The organism is Nocardia wallacei (genome assembly GCF_029869545.1).
In the GTDB taxonomy this organism is placed as follows: Bacteria; Actinomycetota; Actinomycetes; order Mycobacteriales; family Mycobacteriaceae; genus Nocardia; species Nocardia wallacei_A.
Map to the genome: position 1 here is coordinate 1 of NZ_JARWQD010000305.1, position 14433 is coordinate 14433.

The window sequence follows — 14433 nt, forward strand, 5'->3', positions numbered from 1 at the left end:
CCCCGCCCGGGGGGGGGGGGCGCCCCGGGGGGGGGGGGGCCCCCCCCCCCCCCCCCGCGGGGGGGGGGCCCCCCGGGCCCCCCCCCCCCCGGGGGGGGGGGGGCCCCCGCGCCCGGGAACCGCCGGGAGACTGGGTCAGCGCACGTAGGAAAGTACGCTCATCATTCCGGCCTCGCCGTGATACACGTTGTGGCAGTGAACCATCCACTGGCCCGGATTGTTCGCTTCGACGTCGACCTCAACGGTCTGCATCGGCAGGACGATCGAGGTGTCCTTGCGTGGACCGGTATCGGCGGCGTTGACGACCTGGAAGGTGTGGCCGTGCAGGTGCATCGGGTGGAACATCGTTGTCTTGTTGACGAACCGCAGCCTAACCCGTTGTCCCTCAGTCACATCCAGCGGCGCGTGGCTGGGGAATGCCGTGCCGTTGAAGGTCCAGATGTAGTTGTTCATGTCATGTTCGAGGGTGAGGTCCAGCGTCGAGTCCAGGGAGCGTTTCGGCAATCGCACCGATTCGGTTGCGGTTAGTTTGTCGGCGGACAACGGTGGAATCGACAGCTCGGCCGGCCGGACGCCGGCGAGCGGCGCAGTACCGGCGCCGGCCCGGATGAGCGCAAATCCCTGTCCTGCTTTGACTTCCGCGGAGGCGACGACCGGGAAGACGCCATCACCGAGGTCGACGATGGCGTCGTAGCGTTCGCCCATGCCGATCAGCAGGCTCGCGGTGGTTACCGGTTGCACGGGATAGCCGTCGGTGTGGGTGACACGAAGCTGGTGCCCGCCGACGGCGACACGGAAAGCGGTGTCGGAGGCGGCGTTGATGATGCGCATCCGCTGGCCGGGTTTTGCGTCGAAGGTGACCGGGTCGGTGCCGATGCGTCCGTTGATCAGGTAGTACGGGTAGTCCGTGATGTCTCCGGCGTCGGAGCCCAGCGGGGCATTGGGATCGGTCGGCATCGTCATGGCAGATGAGCCGCCCATGTTCATGCCGCTCATGCCTCCGTGGTCCATGCCGCTCATTCCGCCCGTGGTCGTGCCACCCATGTTCATTCTCGCCATGCCCTTGTCTCGCAGCTGCTGCAGCTCCTTGTCGGGGTCACGGCCGTTGACGCCGTCGAGCCAATCATCGAGCACCACAACGGCTTCCACGTCGTAGTCCGTGCCGTCGGCCGGGTCTTCCACAATGAGCGGGGCGTAAAGCCCGCGGTCGAGCTGGACCCCGACGTGCGGGTGGAAGAAGTAGGTACCGGCATCGGGCACGGCGAACTCATATCCGAAGGTGCCGCCGGGCGCGACGGCGGCCTGGGTGAGGTCGGGCATCCCGTCCATGTCGTTGCGCAGCGCGAGACCGTGCCAGTGGATCGTGGTGGGGGCGGGCAGGCCGTTCGTGAGGTCGGCACGCAGCACCTGTCCTGGTTTGATGCGGATCTCCTGCCCGGGCAGCTTGCCGTCGTAGGTCCAGGTCTGCACCTGAACACCGCCGAGATCGACGGTGGCCGGGGCGGGCCGCAGGGACACCTGCCGAACCTGAGCATTTGCGGCTCGACGGGCGCTCTCAGCAGCTCGGACGGGATCGGAGTCGGCTTGGACGAGTGTGCGCGAGTTCGACGAATCCGTCGAACAGGCGGCGAGAACGGCGGCCGCGGCGGCGCCGGTACCGAGGGCGAGGAACCCTCGCCGAGTCATCGGGGCCGGATGGGGGAACGGGCTGGTCGACATGGGGTCTCCTGGATCATGAACGGACTGAACGGCTGCGTAGGCAGTCGGATGCAGCGGTCGAACGACCCCGGGCACGGACCTGTGGACCGGTCGGCCCAGGGCAGTGAGGTAGCCAGCCAGTCGGCCGGAGCGCCTTGGCGTACCATCGTGCCCGCACCAACTGCTGTTGCCAGGGGAAGGCCGCACAGTTGTGACGTGTCCACCGATCACCGCCGACGATGCGTGAGACGTCGAGGATAACCGCGGTCGCGACGAGGCGGCCGAGACGATCAGATCCGCAGTATCGACAAGTCCGCCAACGAGGGAACAGTCCAGGGCGGAGGTCGTTGCCTGGTCGCCCGCAAAATTCCGAGAGGAGGTCGATGGCCGTCGCCACGGGCCCAGTCCAGGCGGCCCAGTAGCACGAGGCCGATGGCCAGCGCTACAGCCGACAGGACGAAGACGCAGGGATGCATCCCCGCGTGGGCAAGAGCCTGGTCGATGTCGCCGACCGAAGCGGTGTCGTGGTGCTCGTCGAGTGCAGTCGTCGCGATGGCGGAATGCTCGGGCATGGTGTGGTGCGAACCGGCGCCGAGGCAGAATACGCCGGCATGCATGGCGACAACACCCAGCAACAGCGCCAAGACCCCGACCATCCGGACGAGCCCGGAGGCGCGATGTGAGGGGTGCTGGACGGCCACACCGCCATCATATCGACGCGGTGTCCAGCGGCCCGCCGTGGTCCTCGCCGAGGAACCGTCGAGCTGACGACAGATGTGAGCGGCGGAGTCCCAGATACCAGGCTTCTGCGCCGGCAATGCCTGTGCGTCCGGTGATTCGACACGACATGGGGTCAAGCGTGTGCTGCGTTGGCGATGTTCGAAAACTCGCAACGGTTCGGCAACGCTGGAGCAATGAACCGGCAACGACCAGATGATGTAGTTGCCGCAGTCACCCTCACCGGGTGGGTTCTTCGTCGCACCACCTCGCGTGATACATCGCTTCGGCGTGGTGGTGACACTCGGTATCGGTGGCCTCTTGCCCGACGACTCGCGGAGGTTGCTGTGCAGGTGTTATCACAAGCGTATTCACCCATGGCGCAGCCGGACTGCGCCCACGATCCGTCCGGGTTCGATGATCTCACCCACGCCCGGTACGTCCTGATCACCCATGACGGACATGGCGGCTGCCTGCCCTATGTGGCCGCGACCGCCTACTGCGGCGGCTTGGCCGAGGACCTGTGATGTTCGAATCCTGCTACACCCCAGTCGATATCGCCCACCGGATGCGGATCCGCTACGGATTCCCCGTCGAACTCGTCGGCTGCCGCCCGAGCGTGGTCTGCGGGTTCGGAATCGGCGCGATCGACATGCCCGCTGGTCTCGGGCACCGCGTCCACGTCCTGCTGCGCTCGGAACCGTCGCTGCCGGTCATCGCCGACTCCCGCGACGCGGTCTGGACATTCCTGGTGGACGTGTCGCGGCCGTGGTTTCCGCTGGGCTCGCACCGGCGGCCGCTAGCCGAACACGGGGTCGCGCTGCGCCGCCGCGGCCAGCGGGTGCTGCTGCCGCTGTCCGACGTCGGCCACGGATGGCGATGGGCCAGCCAACCCACCCCCGGATTGTTGCGGCTCCCCTCGCGCGCCACAGTGCTCGACGCGGCCGATCTGGCCATCGACATGACCGCCGGGCCCCGCTACCCACCCCGTCCGCCGGCAACCAGGACACACTAGGAGGTCGCTTCTCGGCCTGCCGACAGCGCACGGCCCGATCGCTGGTGAAAGCAGCGCTGATCTCGCCACTGACCCGAGCCTCTCATCCGCGTCGGGACCCAGACGGCGAGTGCGCGTTGGATTTCGCGGGCGATGTCGTAGAGGGTCAGCGCTGCCCACCGGCTTTTGGAGCGGTCAGTCGCAGGGTCGTGAGGAATAGGTGGGCGACGGTGACGAGGGCGGGGCGTGCTGGTGCCAGCCGAGCCGTGACCGGCCCTTGAAGTGGTCCGGGCCGAGGGCTACCTCAGTTCGTGGTAGTCGTGTTCGATGCGCCAGCGGATCTTGGCCAGGCGTACGAGTTCGGCGATGGGCGGCGGGCAGGGTGCCGACATCGGCCGCGATAATGGTGTGGTTGGCGGGGGACTCGGATGCCGGCGAATCAGGACCTCATCGCGGTGTCGGGGGTTGGCGGGGCCGGTTTGGGTGCCGTGCCGCCAGGTGACCTCGATCAGGGCGTTGGTTCCGGCGGCGGTGACTACGGCGTGGCAGTTGGTGGGCGCGCCGGGGGTAGCGGGGTCGACCCCGTCGCGTGGGTGGGTCGCCGGGATCGTGCGCGGTGAGGGTGCGCGGCTCGACTGCGATCTCGTCCCCGGCTGGCGCGCACTACGCACGGAGTCGTGGGCGGTGTCTCCCGGAGCGTCGTCTCCGGCGTTGAGCGAGGTCATGAAGTCCGTGCCAGGCCTACGCCCCGGGCCCCGATCGCCTACCCGGACGCCCCCGGGTGAACCGTATTGCGGTGCGCCGATGGCGATGTAGGTGTCCATCGACTCGTGCCCGTAGAGCGCCCGGCAGATAATAGCGACCGCTGACCGCACGCAGGCTGTGCGCGACCAGGAGAGATCGGCACACCGGGGGCGCGGGCGCGGCGGAATTCATTGCATCCGCGATATTTTCGGCATCGGCGGCCATGGGCAAGCCCTTCAGACCGAGCACGATCGGCAGATTGCCGGCCCGCAGCACGGTGGCCATCGGCTGGTAGGGCAGCGCGCCGATGGCCTGCCCCGGGGCAGGTCGTACGGGCGCTGGTAGGGCTCGACTGCCCGGCCGGAGGCCAGCGACCTGCACTTATCCACCCGCGAATGCCTATGGCACACCTAATGCCTACCGATGTCCGCCCGAGGTCTACGTGCCTACGCTGCAGCCGCCTCGGGCAATTCGCACCGTATCGGAGCCATAGTTGACAGTGCCACGTTCATCGAATCGTTCTGCCGCCGAACCGGTTTCGCACCACGGTTCGCCGGTCCAGCTGGACCGGGAGCGAGTGCCGCTGTACGCGCCCGAATTCGCCACCGATCCGCACGCGGCGTACCGGTCCATGCGCGCCCGATACGGTTCGCTGGTGCCGGTCGAGCTGGCGCCGGGCGTACCGGCCACCCTGGTCATCGGCTACCGCACCGCCATCCGGATTCTCCACGACCCCGAGCATTTCCCCGCCGATCCGCGGGGCTGGGAACGCAGCGTCCCGGCCGACTGCCCGGTGCTGCCGGTCTTGCAGTGGCGGCCGAATGCCCTGCGCAGCACCGGCAACGAGCACGCTCGCTACCGCCGCGTCAATACCGACGGCATCGACGCGGTGGATCTGCACGCGCTGCATGCCACGGTCGAGCGGATCGCCGGGGAGCTGATCGCGGATTTCGAGGCCGCAGGGTCGGCGGATCTGGTGGCGCAGTACGCGTTTCCGCTCGCGTTCGCGGTCATCAACGCGATGCTGGGCTGCCCGCCGGAGATCGGCGCGCGGATCGCCGCCGCCACGGTCGCGGTGTTCGACGGCGACGATGCCGAACAGGGCAACCAGTTGCTGGCTGCGGCCGTGCTGGAACTGGTCGAGATGAAACGGCGCGAGCCGGGCGACGACATCACCTCGCGGTTGCTGGCCCATCCCGCCGCGCTCGACGACGCGGAGGTGATCCACCAGATCGTCGTACTGTACGGCGCGGGCATCGAACCGCTGCAGAATCTGATCGGGAACGCGCTGCGGCTCATCCTGATCGACGACCGGTTCGCCGGTCATGTGATCGGCGGCAGCCTGTGCACCCGGGACGCTCTGGACGAGGTGCTGTTCGACGATCCCCCGATGGCGAACTTCTCGGTCACCTATCCGCGCCAGCCGATCCTGATCGAGGACAACTGGTTGCCCGCGCACCAGCCGGTCGTCGTCAGCCTGGCCGGATGCAATAACGACCCGCTGGTCAGCGCGGGCGACCACACCGGGAACCGGTCGCATCTGGCGTGGGGCGCAGGCCCGCACGCCTGTCCTGCCCGCTCGGCGGCGTATCTGATCGCGCAGGACGCGGTCGACCAACTGCTGGACGCGCTGCCCGACCTCGCGCTGGCGATCCCGGCCACCGAATTGGCTTGGCGGCCGGGTCCTTTCCATCGGGCCCTGACCGCGCTGCCGGTAGTCTTCCCGCCGACGCGGCCGCCGGTGTAGGTCAGGTCCCGGCGGCCAGTTCGGTCATGTTCGCCGGGCGGGCGAAGGTGTCGGCGAAGACGTCGGCCAGCCGGGAATCGTGGGCCGCCGCCAGCATCAGATCCTGCACCGGGGCCGGCGGGTTCAGCACGGTCGCCGTCCAGCGCGCGGCGGGGTAGGCGATTTCGGTCAGCCACGGCTCGGCTGCCGCGATCATCCAGTCCCGATCGAAAGGACCGTCCGGATGCTCCAGGATCGCCTCGCCGTACCGGAGCCCGCAGTGCACGGCGCTGTTGGCGCCCTGCGCGCCGCCCGGGTCCATGCGGCACACCACGTCACCGCCGCCCAGCACGGCGGCGCCCGACGGCAGCGTGCCCACCGGGCAGCGCACCGCGGGGGTGACCGCGCCGACCAGCGTGGCCCCGGCGTCGGTCAGTTCCGCGTCGCGGTACCGGTCCGCGAGGGCGGACGGCAGATGCCGGTCCAGCAGCCGCTGGGCCAGCCGCAGCCGCTCACCGGGATCGCCGACCCCCCCGAACACATCCAGTTCACCGCCGGGCCGCGCCTCGAAAAGCACCATCTCGCAACGGCGTTCGGCACCCGGCCGTCCGGTCAGACCGGGATAGGAGATGATCTCGCCCGTCCCTGGCAGCGTCACATAGGTACCCAGCTCGTCCGGGTCGGGCACGACACCGTCGAGGTACAGCGCCGCCAGCTGCCGCTGCGGACCCACCGGTGCGTCCCAGGCCGGGGCCGCCGGGAAGCAGGCGGCCAGTTCGCGATTCGCGCGGGTGACCACCGTGAGGTCGTAATCGGCGGTGTCACGGTCGATTTCGGCGATGGCCGGCGTGGCGATCGCCAGCTGCCCACCGCCATCCGCGAACGTCCGCAACCAGCGGCCGAAGACCGTGCGCTGGTCGACGCTGCGCGCCGGTCGGGTGAATCGCCCGGACCACTGCACCGCCACCGCGCGATCGACCACCATGGTGAACCGGATGCCGGCGATCTGCGGCGCGGTGGAACGCCAGAAGTCCAGTCCCGCAGCCGATTCCAGGTCCAGCGTCGGCGGGAACTTGACCTGTGTGCTGGTGACCGAACCGGACAGGATCGCCTCGCTGTCGCGGTCGGTGACGACGGTGACCTCCGCGCCACCGGCCAGCAGCCGATGCGCCAGTGGCAGTCCGCACTCACCCGCGCCCAGTACCCGTATACGCCTCATATCGGTTTCCTCTCGAGACCATTGCCCAACGCCATCGCCCCGGCCCCCGGCCTGCCGAACGGCGACGACTCTGGCCCACCAGAGCCCGTCCTGCCGAACGCCGCCCTGCACAGGTCACCCGACCGCAAGCTGCACACCGCCGCTCACTCAGGTCCACTCGGCCCGACCCCGCCGAACGCCCTCGCCCTGTCAGATCCGCCCGACCCCACCTGCCCAACGCGGCCGTCCACTCAGGTCCACAGTCGCCTGCACGGCAGCGGCGGCAAATTGTCACGCAGGTCGGAATCGATCGTCACCCGCGCACCAGCCTTGGTGACGGCGGCGGAGAACCGGGCGGCGACCGCCCGATCGTCCTGGTAGTCGAAAACGATCGGCGGACTGTCGAACCGCACCCGGATATGACACGAGTCCGGGCCGGTGCCGCCCGGATGCGGCGTTCCGGCAACCACTGCACGTATCTCACTGTTCGGCGTCGAGCTTCGGGGCCGCCGCGGGTCGGCGACTCATGCATAGTGGCCCAGCGGCGCGCCCGGGACATCGGTAGATCCGGCACGGGCACGTAGGTAGGTATCCACTCCCATACTAAGGCCCGTTCTGTCGGCGGTACCGCGCGGTCGCCTACTAAAGTGGCTGGATATGCCACCGCACCGTCCGCACCGGGTGGGAACTCCGCCGACCGCCGCACCCGAATTCATCGGCCGCGAGCGCGAACTGGAACGGATCGCGACGCTGTTACTGGGTCCCGCGCGCCTGATCACCGTGATCGGCGCGGGCGGCATCGGCAAGACGCGCCTGGTGGTCGAGGCGGCGCAGCGCTTCCACAAGGCCCGCAGCATCCCCGTGCACTGGGTCCGCCTGGCCCGCCTGCCGCGCGGCGCCGACACCGCGACCGTCGAGGACGAGGTCGCCCGGTCGGTCGTCGATACCGATTTCTCGGGCCGGTCGGCATGGCAGGCGCTGATCGACACGCTGGGCCGCACCCACGGCGTCGGCCGGGCCGCCCAGACCGTGCTGATCCTGGACAACTGCGAGCACCTGCTCGCCGAGGTGGGCGCGGTGATCACCGAACTACTCGACACCGTGCCGCGGCTCACGATCGTGGCCACCAGCCGCGAACCCATCGGTTGGGTGGACGAACAGCTGGTCGCGATTCCGCCGCTCACCCGCCGGCAGGCGGTCACTCTGTTCCGCCGGCGCGCCGCGCTGACCGGTCACATCCTCGACGAGACACAGGACGCCGAGGTCGAGCAGATCTGCGCGCACCTGCACAACTACCCGCTGCACGTCCGCCTCGCCGCCGCGCGGCTGCGCCGCCAGTCGCTGTCGATGATCCTCGGCGACCTCACCGGCGCGGCGAGCGATCGCCGGTTGCGCTGGTCGGCAGTCGCCCGGACCGGCACCGACGAGCGGCACCACGGAATCGCCGATGTCATCGCCTGGTCGTACGACCTGTGCGGCGCGAAGGAACGGTTGCTGTTCGAACGGCTGTCGGTGTTCGCCGCGGGCTACGACAACAATCCCGACGACGGCCCGGCCCTCGACGTGGGCGCCGATCTGGACGCGATCGAGGCGATCTGCTCCGGTCCCGACGGCACCGGTGCGGAGCTGGACCGCGAGGAGATCGAGGGCCTGCTGGAACGCCTCGCCGATCAATCGCTGGTCTCGACCCACTTGGCCGCGGACGCGGTGCGATATTCCCTGCTGGAAAGCTTCCGGGTGTTCGCGCAACAGCGGCTGGCGCACCGCGCCGACGACGAACCGCGGCGACTGGCGGACCGGCACCGCCGCTACTACCGCGACCGGGTCACCGACGCCGCGGTGAGCTGGTTCAGCGACCGCGAGCACACGCTGCTCGCCTGGGCCCGCGCGGCCTGGGACAACCTGCTGCTCGCCGTCGAGGGCAGCCTGGCCACGCCCGGCGAGGCGGTGGTCGGCATGCAGATCGTCGCGGGGATGGTCGGACTGCGCGTGCCGTTCTTCAAGGGTTCGCTGCGGGAGTCGCGCCGGTTGGCCGAGCGCACGCTGGCGGCCGCGCGCGGTCCCGGACCGCAAGGGGCGGATCTGCAGGTGTCGGTGATGGCGTCGATCGCCTTCCTCAGCCTGTGCCAGGGCCTGTCCGGCGAGGCCGAGCAGATGCTCGAGCGCTGTGTCGCGGCCTGCGTGCCGGACCCGGACCGGGCGGCGGCCTGGCGAGCGGATCCGGTAACCGACGCCGGACTGCCCGCGCCGGTGGAATTCGCCTCCGGGTGCGCCCTGATGCTGGCGCACCTCGACGTCCGCGCCCTGACCGTGCTCGCGCGGGCACGCGAGAAGTTCACCGCGGCAAACGATTTCGGTAGCGCCACGATGGCCGAAATGTTCGAGGCGCTCGCCGCTGCCTTCCTCGGCACGCCCGCGCAGGCGCTCGAGATCACCGGCCGTCACCTGGACGCCGCGACCCGCTCCGGCGCGGAGTGGGCGCAGTCCTGGGCCGAACTCGCCTGGGCCATAGCCGAAACCGCACACGGCGATCCGCACGAGGCGTTGACGCGCGGCCGGACCACCCTCGCGCGCCAGGTCGAGATGCGCGACTCCTGGGGCACGGTGTGGGCGGTACACATTCGTGCCTGGACCCTGGCGCGCCTGCTCACCACGAACCGGCGGACCGATTCGCAGCGAGCCGTCGACCGGGCGATCGAGATCGCGAGACTGCTCGGCGGGGCCGCGGCGCTGCGCTACGAACTCGGCGTCGACATCGCGCACCTCGGCCCGTTCGCCAGCGAGACCGATCGCGCCGCCGAACTCACCCGGAAAGTACTGGGGCAGCAGGACTTCGACGCCGCGTGGGACGAGGGCGCCGCGCTGCGGCCGCCGCTGATCGAGGTGCCGCGGCTGGCGCTGGGCGACCTGACGCTGCGACGACTCCCGGCCGATCGATCGGCGCGCCGGGAACGCCCCACTCCCTGGCAGCTGCTCACCGACGCCGAACGGGATGTCGCGGTGCTGGCGGCGGCGGGCTGGTCGAACACCGCGATCGCGACCCGGCGCGGCAGTTCCTACCGCACCGTCGACGCGCAGATGGCGGCTGTGCTGCACAAACTGATGATCCGCTCTCGCGACGACATCCTCCCGCTGGTCCCGGCCGAGCATCGCGGCCGGGTCGAGCGCGAACGCGAACGCGAACCGCGCGGCACCCGTCCCGGCGGGCGCGGCAGCGCATGAGCCGGAACGTCACCGTCCCCGTTCCCACCGCCGAATTCGTCGGGCGCCGAGCCGGATTCGATCACAGCGTCACGCTGCTGCTCGGCCCGGTGCGGCTGATCACCCTGACCGGGCTCGGCGGGTCCGGGAAGACCCAGCTGGCGGTGCAGATGGCCCGCGCTACGGCAAGGTTAGGGCGGCGCCGGTCAATTGGGCACGGCCGGCGCGAGTACCGAAAGGCGGCGGCGTCGCCGTGGTGATGGACGAGATCGCGCATTCCGTGGCCAGTTCCGATCGCCGTCCTCGGTGAGCGGCGGCAGCCGGATGTTATGAACCGGGAGATATCGCGCAGCGTGATCTGTGGTTTCCGGATGTGCGGATTCCGTTGGGGCGGGGCAATCGCGGTCGTTTCCGGTGCTGGTGATGACGTTGGGGTTCTCCCGGTTCATGGCGGCGCGGATGTTGCCGTCACGCCAGGCAACATACTGGATCCTTTGGGACGTCAGGTGATTCGAGCACTCAGCAAGCGTCTTCACGGCCCGCTCACGCAGCTCGTCCGGGACTTCTCTCCTCGGCACGACGTCATACAGGATTGTGTGTGATGTGTATCACAGATGATGTTTCGAAGGTGCCTGACAAGTGTCAACACGCCTACGCACGATGTTGTCCGGGTGTCTGCCGCTGCGACTGTAGGTGACACACGTAGCGTGACTGATCATTTGTTGACAAATGCGTGCTGATTGACTGCAATGTCAGTGAGCAACGGTCATACTCGAGTTGGGCGTTGGGCGAAGTTTCATCGACAGGGAGATCTGACCATGAACAAGGCTCCGGACCCGGTCGGCGGATCGCCCGACCCCGATTTGGAGGATTGGGTGCGCTCGTTCGACCCTCTCGAATCCGGCTCGTCCGAATTGCCGCCCCACCATCCCAGCTGTCTTGGCTGCGGGCCAGCGAACCCGCACGGGCATCATCTCGCGGTCCGGCGTCGCGGACACGGCGTCGTCGCCCACCACCTTTTCGACCAGCGTCATGTCGGCGCGCCAGGGATCGCGCACGGCGGCGCGGTGGCGACCGTAATCGACGACCTGTTCGGCTTCCTGCTCTACACGGTCGGCGAACTCGCTGTCACACGCCGTCTCGACCTCGACTATCTCGCCCCGGTTCTGCTCGACACTCCCTACACCCTGCATGCCGATGTGCGGTCGCGGGATGGCCGGAAATTGAATCTCGCGGCCAGGATGGAGCATGCGGACGGGTGCTCGGTCGCCAGAGCGACCGCGCTGTTCATCGTTGTCGATCCCGAACACTTCCTGCAGTCGCAGGCGAACGCTCGGCGGCAGGCATGACTACACCAACCGAGAGGGAACTGCTCCTCGACGTCTTGCTCACCGATCATGGCTCAGCCGGGCCCTATGAGGCTTTTCGGCGCTTGCGCGAGACGCAACCCGTGTTTGTCTCACGATCGGGAGTGCTGGTGTTGAGTCGCTACGACGACTGCACAGCCGCCCTCCGCGACCGTCGCCTCGGCAAGGCCGACGAGTCGCTGGGCTTCGGCTTGTCCGAGATTCCTGAAGATTTGCAGCATCAGGCCATGCATCGATTCCGGCGCACCATGCTGTTCCGCAACCCGCCCGACCACAATCGGCTGCGTCGGTTGGTCGCTGACGTGTTCACCCCCCGGCACATCGATGAGCTGCGCAGCCGCATCGTTGCGCAGATCCATCACCTGCTCGATGGCATCGGGGAACAAGGCTTCGCCGATATCATCACCGATCTCGCGCTGCCGCTGCCCGTGAATGTGATAGGCGATCTTCTCGGGGTGCCGGTGCCCGATCGAGCAGTAGCCGCGCCCCTGGTACGTTCGCTGCTCGCCTCACTCGAACCCAGCGCCGACGTTGCGGCGCTGACCGCGGCCTGTGAAGCAGAAGACCAACTCGCCACATATTTTACGGACCTCTTGGCGGTCAAGCGCGCCCACCCTGCTGATGACCTGCTCAGCCGACTCGCCGTCGCGCACGGCGACGACGTCTTGGACGACGACGAATGCGTCGGCACGGCGATTCTGTTGTTCGCGGCAGGGTTCGAAACCACCACAAACCTGATCGGCAACGGCGTTGCCGCACTACTCGACCATCCCGACCAGATGGACCTCCTGCGTGCCAGGCCCGACCTGGCGAGCAGTGCCGTCGAAGAATTGTTGCGTTATGACTCGCCGGTCCAGACCAACGGGCGCACGGTGCTCGAGCCGACACGGCTGGCGGGAGTCGACCTGCACCCTGGGCAGGTTGTACTGACCCTGCTCGGGGCGGCCAATCGAGACCCGGATCGATTCTGTGACCCCGATCGGCTCGACATCACCCGAACCGGGATCCCGCCGTTATCGTTTGGCGCCGGCATTCACTTCTGCCTCGGCGCGCCGCTGGCCCGGCTCGAAGGAGCCATACTGTTCCCGCTCCTCATGGCGCGTTTTCCCGGCCTCAGGCTCGCCGAACAGCCTCGCTGGCGTACGGGGTTGTCTTTCCGCGGGCTGTCGACTCTGAAGGTGGTTACCGGATGCTAGTCCTGCCCTACCCCCACCAGAAGGGCGGCCATTGCGGGTCGGGTGCGTTGCGCGATCTTATGACCTGGGCAGGGCTCGGCTGGGGTGATCGGCTCAGCGAAGGGCTCGTGTTCACCCTCGGCGGTGCGCTCGATTTCGCGTACCTGCGCACAGATGCGCTGAAGCCTCCGATCTACCTGGTGGGGCGTGGCGCCGATTTGGAGGTCGACCTGTTGCGGCGCCTCGGTGCGAAGACCCAGCTCCGCCAGACCGACGACCCCAGTCTTGGTTGGAAATGGGTGACGACCGAACTGGACTCAAGGCGGCCCGTCATGGTCTGGGCTGACATCGCAGAACTCCCATACCTGCGGGTACGACTGCGCATGAGCCGCCACGACATCGTAATTGTTGGCTACGACGACAAGACCCGCGTGGCATATGTTGTCGACAACGACCGCGATGAGATACAGACGGTGCCCTATGACGCGCTGGCACGGGCCCGCTCCTCCACCGGATTCCCAACACCGACACGTCACGCCACGTACATAGTCGATTGGCCTTCCGCCGCGCCCGACCTCCCGTCCATGGCTGCCGCGGCACTCGAACAATCGGCGGCAACACTGCGACACGGGGGGCCGAGTGCTATCGCGGCACCGCCCGTGGACAGTGTGTCCGGCACCGGACTCGAAGGCGTTCGCGAGTTTGCTCGCGATGTCACGCGTTGGCCTGGCATCTTCAGCGACTCAGACCTTGAGACCGTGCTCAGGGCACTCGCCGCCTTCATCGAAAAGGCGGGCACTGGAGGTGGACTGTTTCGACGCCTTACCGCTCAGGGGTGCGTCGATCTTGCCCATCATACTCGTAACTCGCATGTCGCCGCGGCCGCCGAGGCTGCACGTCTGGCCGCGGAGTCATGGACGAAGGTCGCTTACATCGCTGCATCTGATGAGATCCCATCGCGGCGAGCGGTCCGGGTAGCTCGGGAGGCGGCCGTGCTACCAGAGTTGGAGGAAGCGCTGGCTGATCTCCTCGGCACCGCCGCCAACTCATTCTGAACCACCTGTCTGGATTTCAGGTATATCGCGCTACTCGATCGGCGACAGGGTAGCGCCCCTCTGGGAGTCATGAGGGTGCAGGCATTCGTGCCAACGGCTGAGTTGCATCTTCGATACGGGCATCGGACAGATAGGCTGAGGTTCCGCTGAGCCGGAGAGCGGATTATCTGGTTCCGGCTGAAACCTGTTGATGGTAGCTGACCTCGTACGGCCGTAATGGCAATGGATGCCCATACAATTGGTTGAGCGAGGAGAGCACGGATGACAGCGGTTGTGTGCGGGATCGACTCACCACGACGTGGCAGTCGTTGATCACATCGGCGAAGGTGATCGCCTGCGAGCGGATCCCGAACACAGCCGGGGGATTGACCAGGTTGTTGAAGAATCCTCGCGAACACGACCCCGCCGATCTGCCGTTGCCGATCGTGGCTTTGCTGACGGAATCGGGCGGAGTATCCGGACGAATTCCGGCCGACCTCTTGCGGTTTTCGGCCAGGCTGTCCGCACGAATCTCAGCGGGGATGGTAGCCGACCGGGCCACGGCGACGCATCCGCGCC

General features: G+C 68.0%; 12 protein-coding genes and 2 pseudogenes. 9 read left to right on the forward strand and 5 right to left on the reverse strand.

Translation table 11 applies throughout. The features are described from left to right. Positions 1-135: 135 nt before the first annotated feature. Entirely contained in the window at positions 136-1719 is a 1584-nt protein-coding gene (locus QH290_RS26580) for a multicopper oxidase family protein (protein ID WP_280263016.1), read from the reverse strand. A 269-nt stretch (positions 1720-1988) separates the two neighbouring features. Continuing rightward, on the reverse strand, positions 1989-2354 hold the full coding sequence (locus QH290_RS26585) for a DUF6153 family protein (RefSeq protein ID WP_342213770.1): 366 nt from the start codon (positions 2352-2354) through the stop codon (positions 1989-1991). A 438-nt stretch (positions 2355-2792) separates the two neighbouring features. Between QH290_RS26585 and QH290_RS26590 the strand changes: the two genes are divergently transcribed. Then, positions 2793-2942: a hypothetical protein gene (locus QH290_RS26590; protein WP_280263014.1), complete on the forward strand. Its 150-nt coding sequence runs from the start codon at positions 2793-2795 to the stop codon at positions 2940-2942. Next, positions 2942-3430 carry a hypothetical protein gene (locus QH290_RS26595; RefSeq protein WP_280263012.1) on the forward strand — a complete coding sequence of 163 codons (489 nt, stop codon included), beginning with the start codon at positions 2942-2944 and terminating at the stop codon, positions 3428-3430. Before QH290_RS26590 ends, QH290_RS26595 begins: the two co-directional genes overlap by 1 nt. 145 nt (positions 3431-3575) lie before the next feature. On the opposite strand, the pseudogene QH290_RS26600 reads toward QH290_RS26595, so the two are convergent. Next, a pseudogene (locus QH290_RS26600) lies at positions 3576-3783 on the reverse strand (transposase); the annotation flags it as partial. 863 nt (positions 3784-4646) lie between these two features. Here QH290_RS26600 and QH290_RS26605 point away from each other — a divergent pair. Next, positions 4647-5900, forward strand: a complete 1254-nt coding sequence (locus tag QH290_RS26605; protein WP_280263010.1) for a cytochrome P450 family protein — start codon at positions 4647-4649, stop codon at positions 5898-5900. 1 nt (position 5901) lies between these two features. Here QH290_RS26605 and QH290_RS26610 read toward each other — a convergent pair whose 3' ends face one another. Together QH290_RS26610 and QH290_RS26615 are read right to left on the reverse strand one after the other, a co-directional pair. After that, positions 5902-7098 (reverse strand): styrene monooxygenase/indole monooxygenase family protein, encoded by a 1197-nt coding sequence (locus tag QH290_RS26610; protein WP_280263008.1) that lies wholly within the window; start codon positions 7096-7098, stop codon positions 5902-5904. 230 nt (positions 7099-7328) lie between these two features. Then, positions 7329-7490 carry a hypothetical protein gene (locus QH290_RS26615; protein WP_280263006.1) on the reverse strand — a complete coding sequence of 54 codons (162 nt, stop codon included), beginning with the start codon at positions 7488-7490 and terminating at the stop codon, positions 7329-7331. A gap of 244 nt (positions 7491-7734) precedes the next feature. Between QH290_RS26615 and QH290_RS26620 the strand changes: the two genes are divergently transcribed. From QH290_RS26620 to QH290_RS26645, 6 genes and pseudogenes are all read left to right on the forward strand, one after another. Next, positions 7735-10299, forward strand: a complete 2565-nt coding sequence (locus tag QH290_RS26620; protein ID WP_280263005.1) for a helix-turn-helix transcriptional regulator — start codon at positions 7735-7737, stop codon at positions 10297-10299. Continuing rightward, positions 10296-10538, forward strand: coding sequence for a hypothetical protein (locus QH290_RS26625; RefSeq protein WP_280263003.1), 243 nt, complete (start codon positions 10296-10298; stop codon positions 10536-10538). Before QH290_RS26620 ends, QH290_RS26625 begins: the two co-directional genes overlap by 4 nt. A gap of 68 nt (positions 10539-10606) precedes the next feature. Beyond that, positions 10607-10758 (forward strand): annotated as a pseudogene (locus tag QH290_RS26630) (IS21 family transposase); the annotation flags it as partial. 338 nt (positions 10759-11096) lie between these two features. Continuing rightward, positions 11097-11627: a PaaI family thioesterase gene (locus tag QH290_RS26635; protein WP_280263001.1), complete on the forward strand. Its 531-nt coding sequence runs from the start codon at positions 11097-11099 to the stop codon at positions 11625-11627. Beyond that, positions 11624-12841, forward strand: coding sequence for a cytochrome P450 (locus QH290_RS26640; RefSeq protein ID WP_280263000.1), 1218 nt, complete (start codon positions 11624-11626; stop codon positions 12839-12841). Before QH290_RS26635 ends, QH290_RS26640 begins: the two co-directional genes overlap by 4 nt. Beyond that, entirely contained in the window at positions 12835-13875 is a 1041-nt protein-coding gene (locus QH290_RS26645) for a BtrH N-terminal domain-containing protein (protein ID WP_280262999.1), read from the forward strand. Before QH290_RS26640 ends, QH290_RS26645 begins: the two co-directional genes overlap by 7 nt. Positions 13876-14433 lie beyond the last annotated feature (558 nt).

Coding starts and splice junctions, on each gene's coding strand:
- QH290_RS26645 (WP_280262999.1), top strand. CDS start 12,835: ATGCTAGTCCTGCCCTACCCCCACCAGAAGGGCGGCCATTGCGGGTCG.
- QH290_RS26595 (WP_280263012.1), top strand. CDS start 2,942: ATGTTCGAATCCTGCTACACCCCAGTCGATATCGCCCACCGGATGCGG.
- QH290_RS26585 (WP_342213770.1), bottom strand. CDS start 2,354: ATGGTCGGGGTCTTGGCGCTGTTGCTGGGTGTTGTCGCCATGCATGCC.
- QH290_RS26620 (WP_280263005.1), top strand. CDS start 7,735: ATGCCACCGCACCGTCCGCACCGGGTGGGAACTCCGCCGACCGCCGCA.
- QH290_RS26625 (WP_280263003.1), top strand. CDS start 10,296: ATGAGCCGGAACGTCACCGTCCCCGTTCCCACCGCCGAATTCGTCGGG.
- QH290_RS26580 (WP_280263016.1), bottom strand. CDS start 1,719: ATGTCGACCAGCCCGTTCCCCCATCCGGCCCCGATGACTCGGCGAGGG.
- QH290_RS26640 (WP_280263000.1), top strand. CDS start 11,624: ATGACTACACCAACCGAGAGGGAACTGCTCCTCGACGTCTTGCTCACC.
- QH290_RS26610 (WP_280263008.1), bottom strand. CDS start 7,098: ATGAGGCGTATACGGGTACTGGGCGCGGGTGAGTGCGGACTGCCACTG.
- QH290_RS26635 (WP_280263001.1), top strand. CDS start 11,097: ATGAACAAGGCTCCGGACCCGGTCGGCGGATCGCCCGACCCCGATTTG.
- QH290_RS26590 (WP_280263014.1), top strand. CDS start 2,793: ATGGCGCAGCCGGACTGCGCCCACGATCCGTCCGGGTTCGATGATCTC.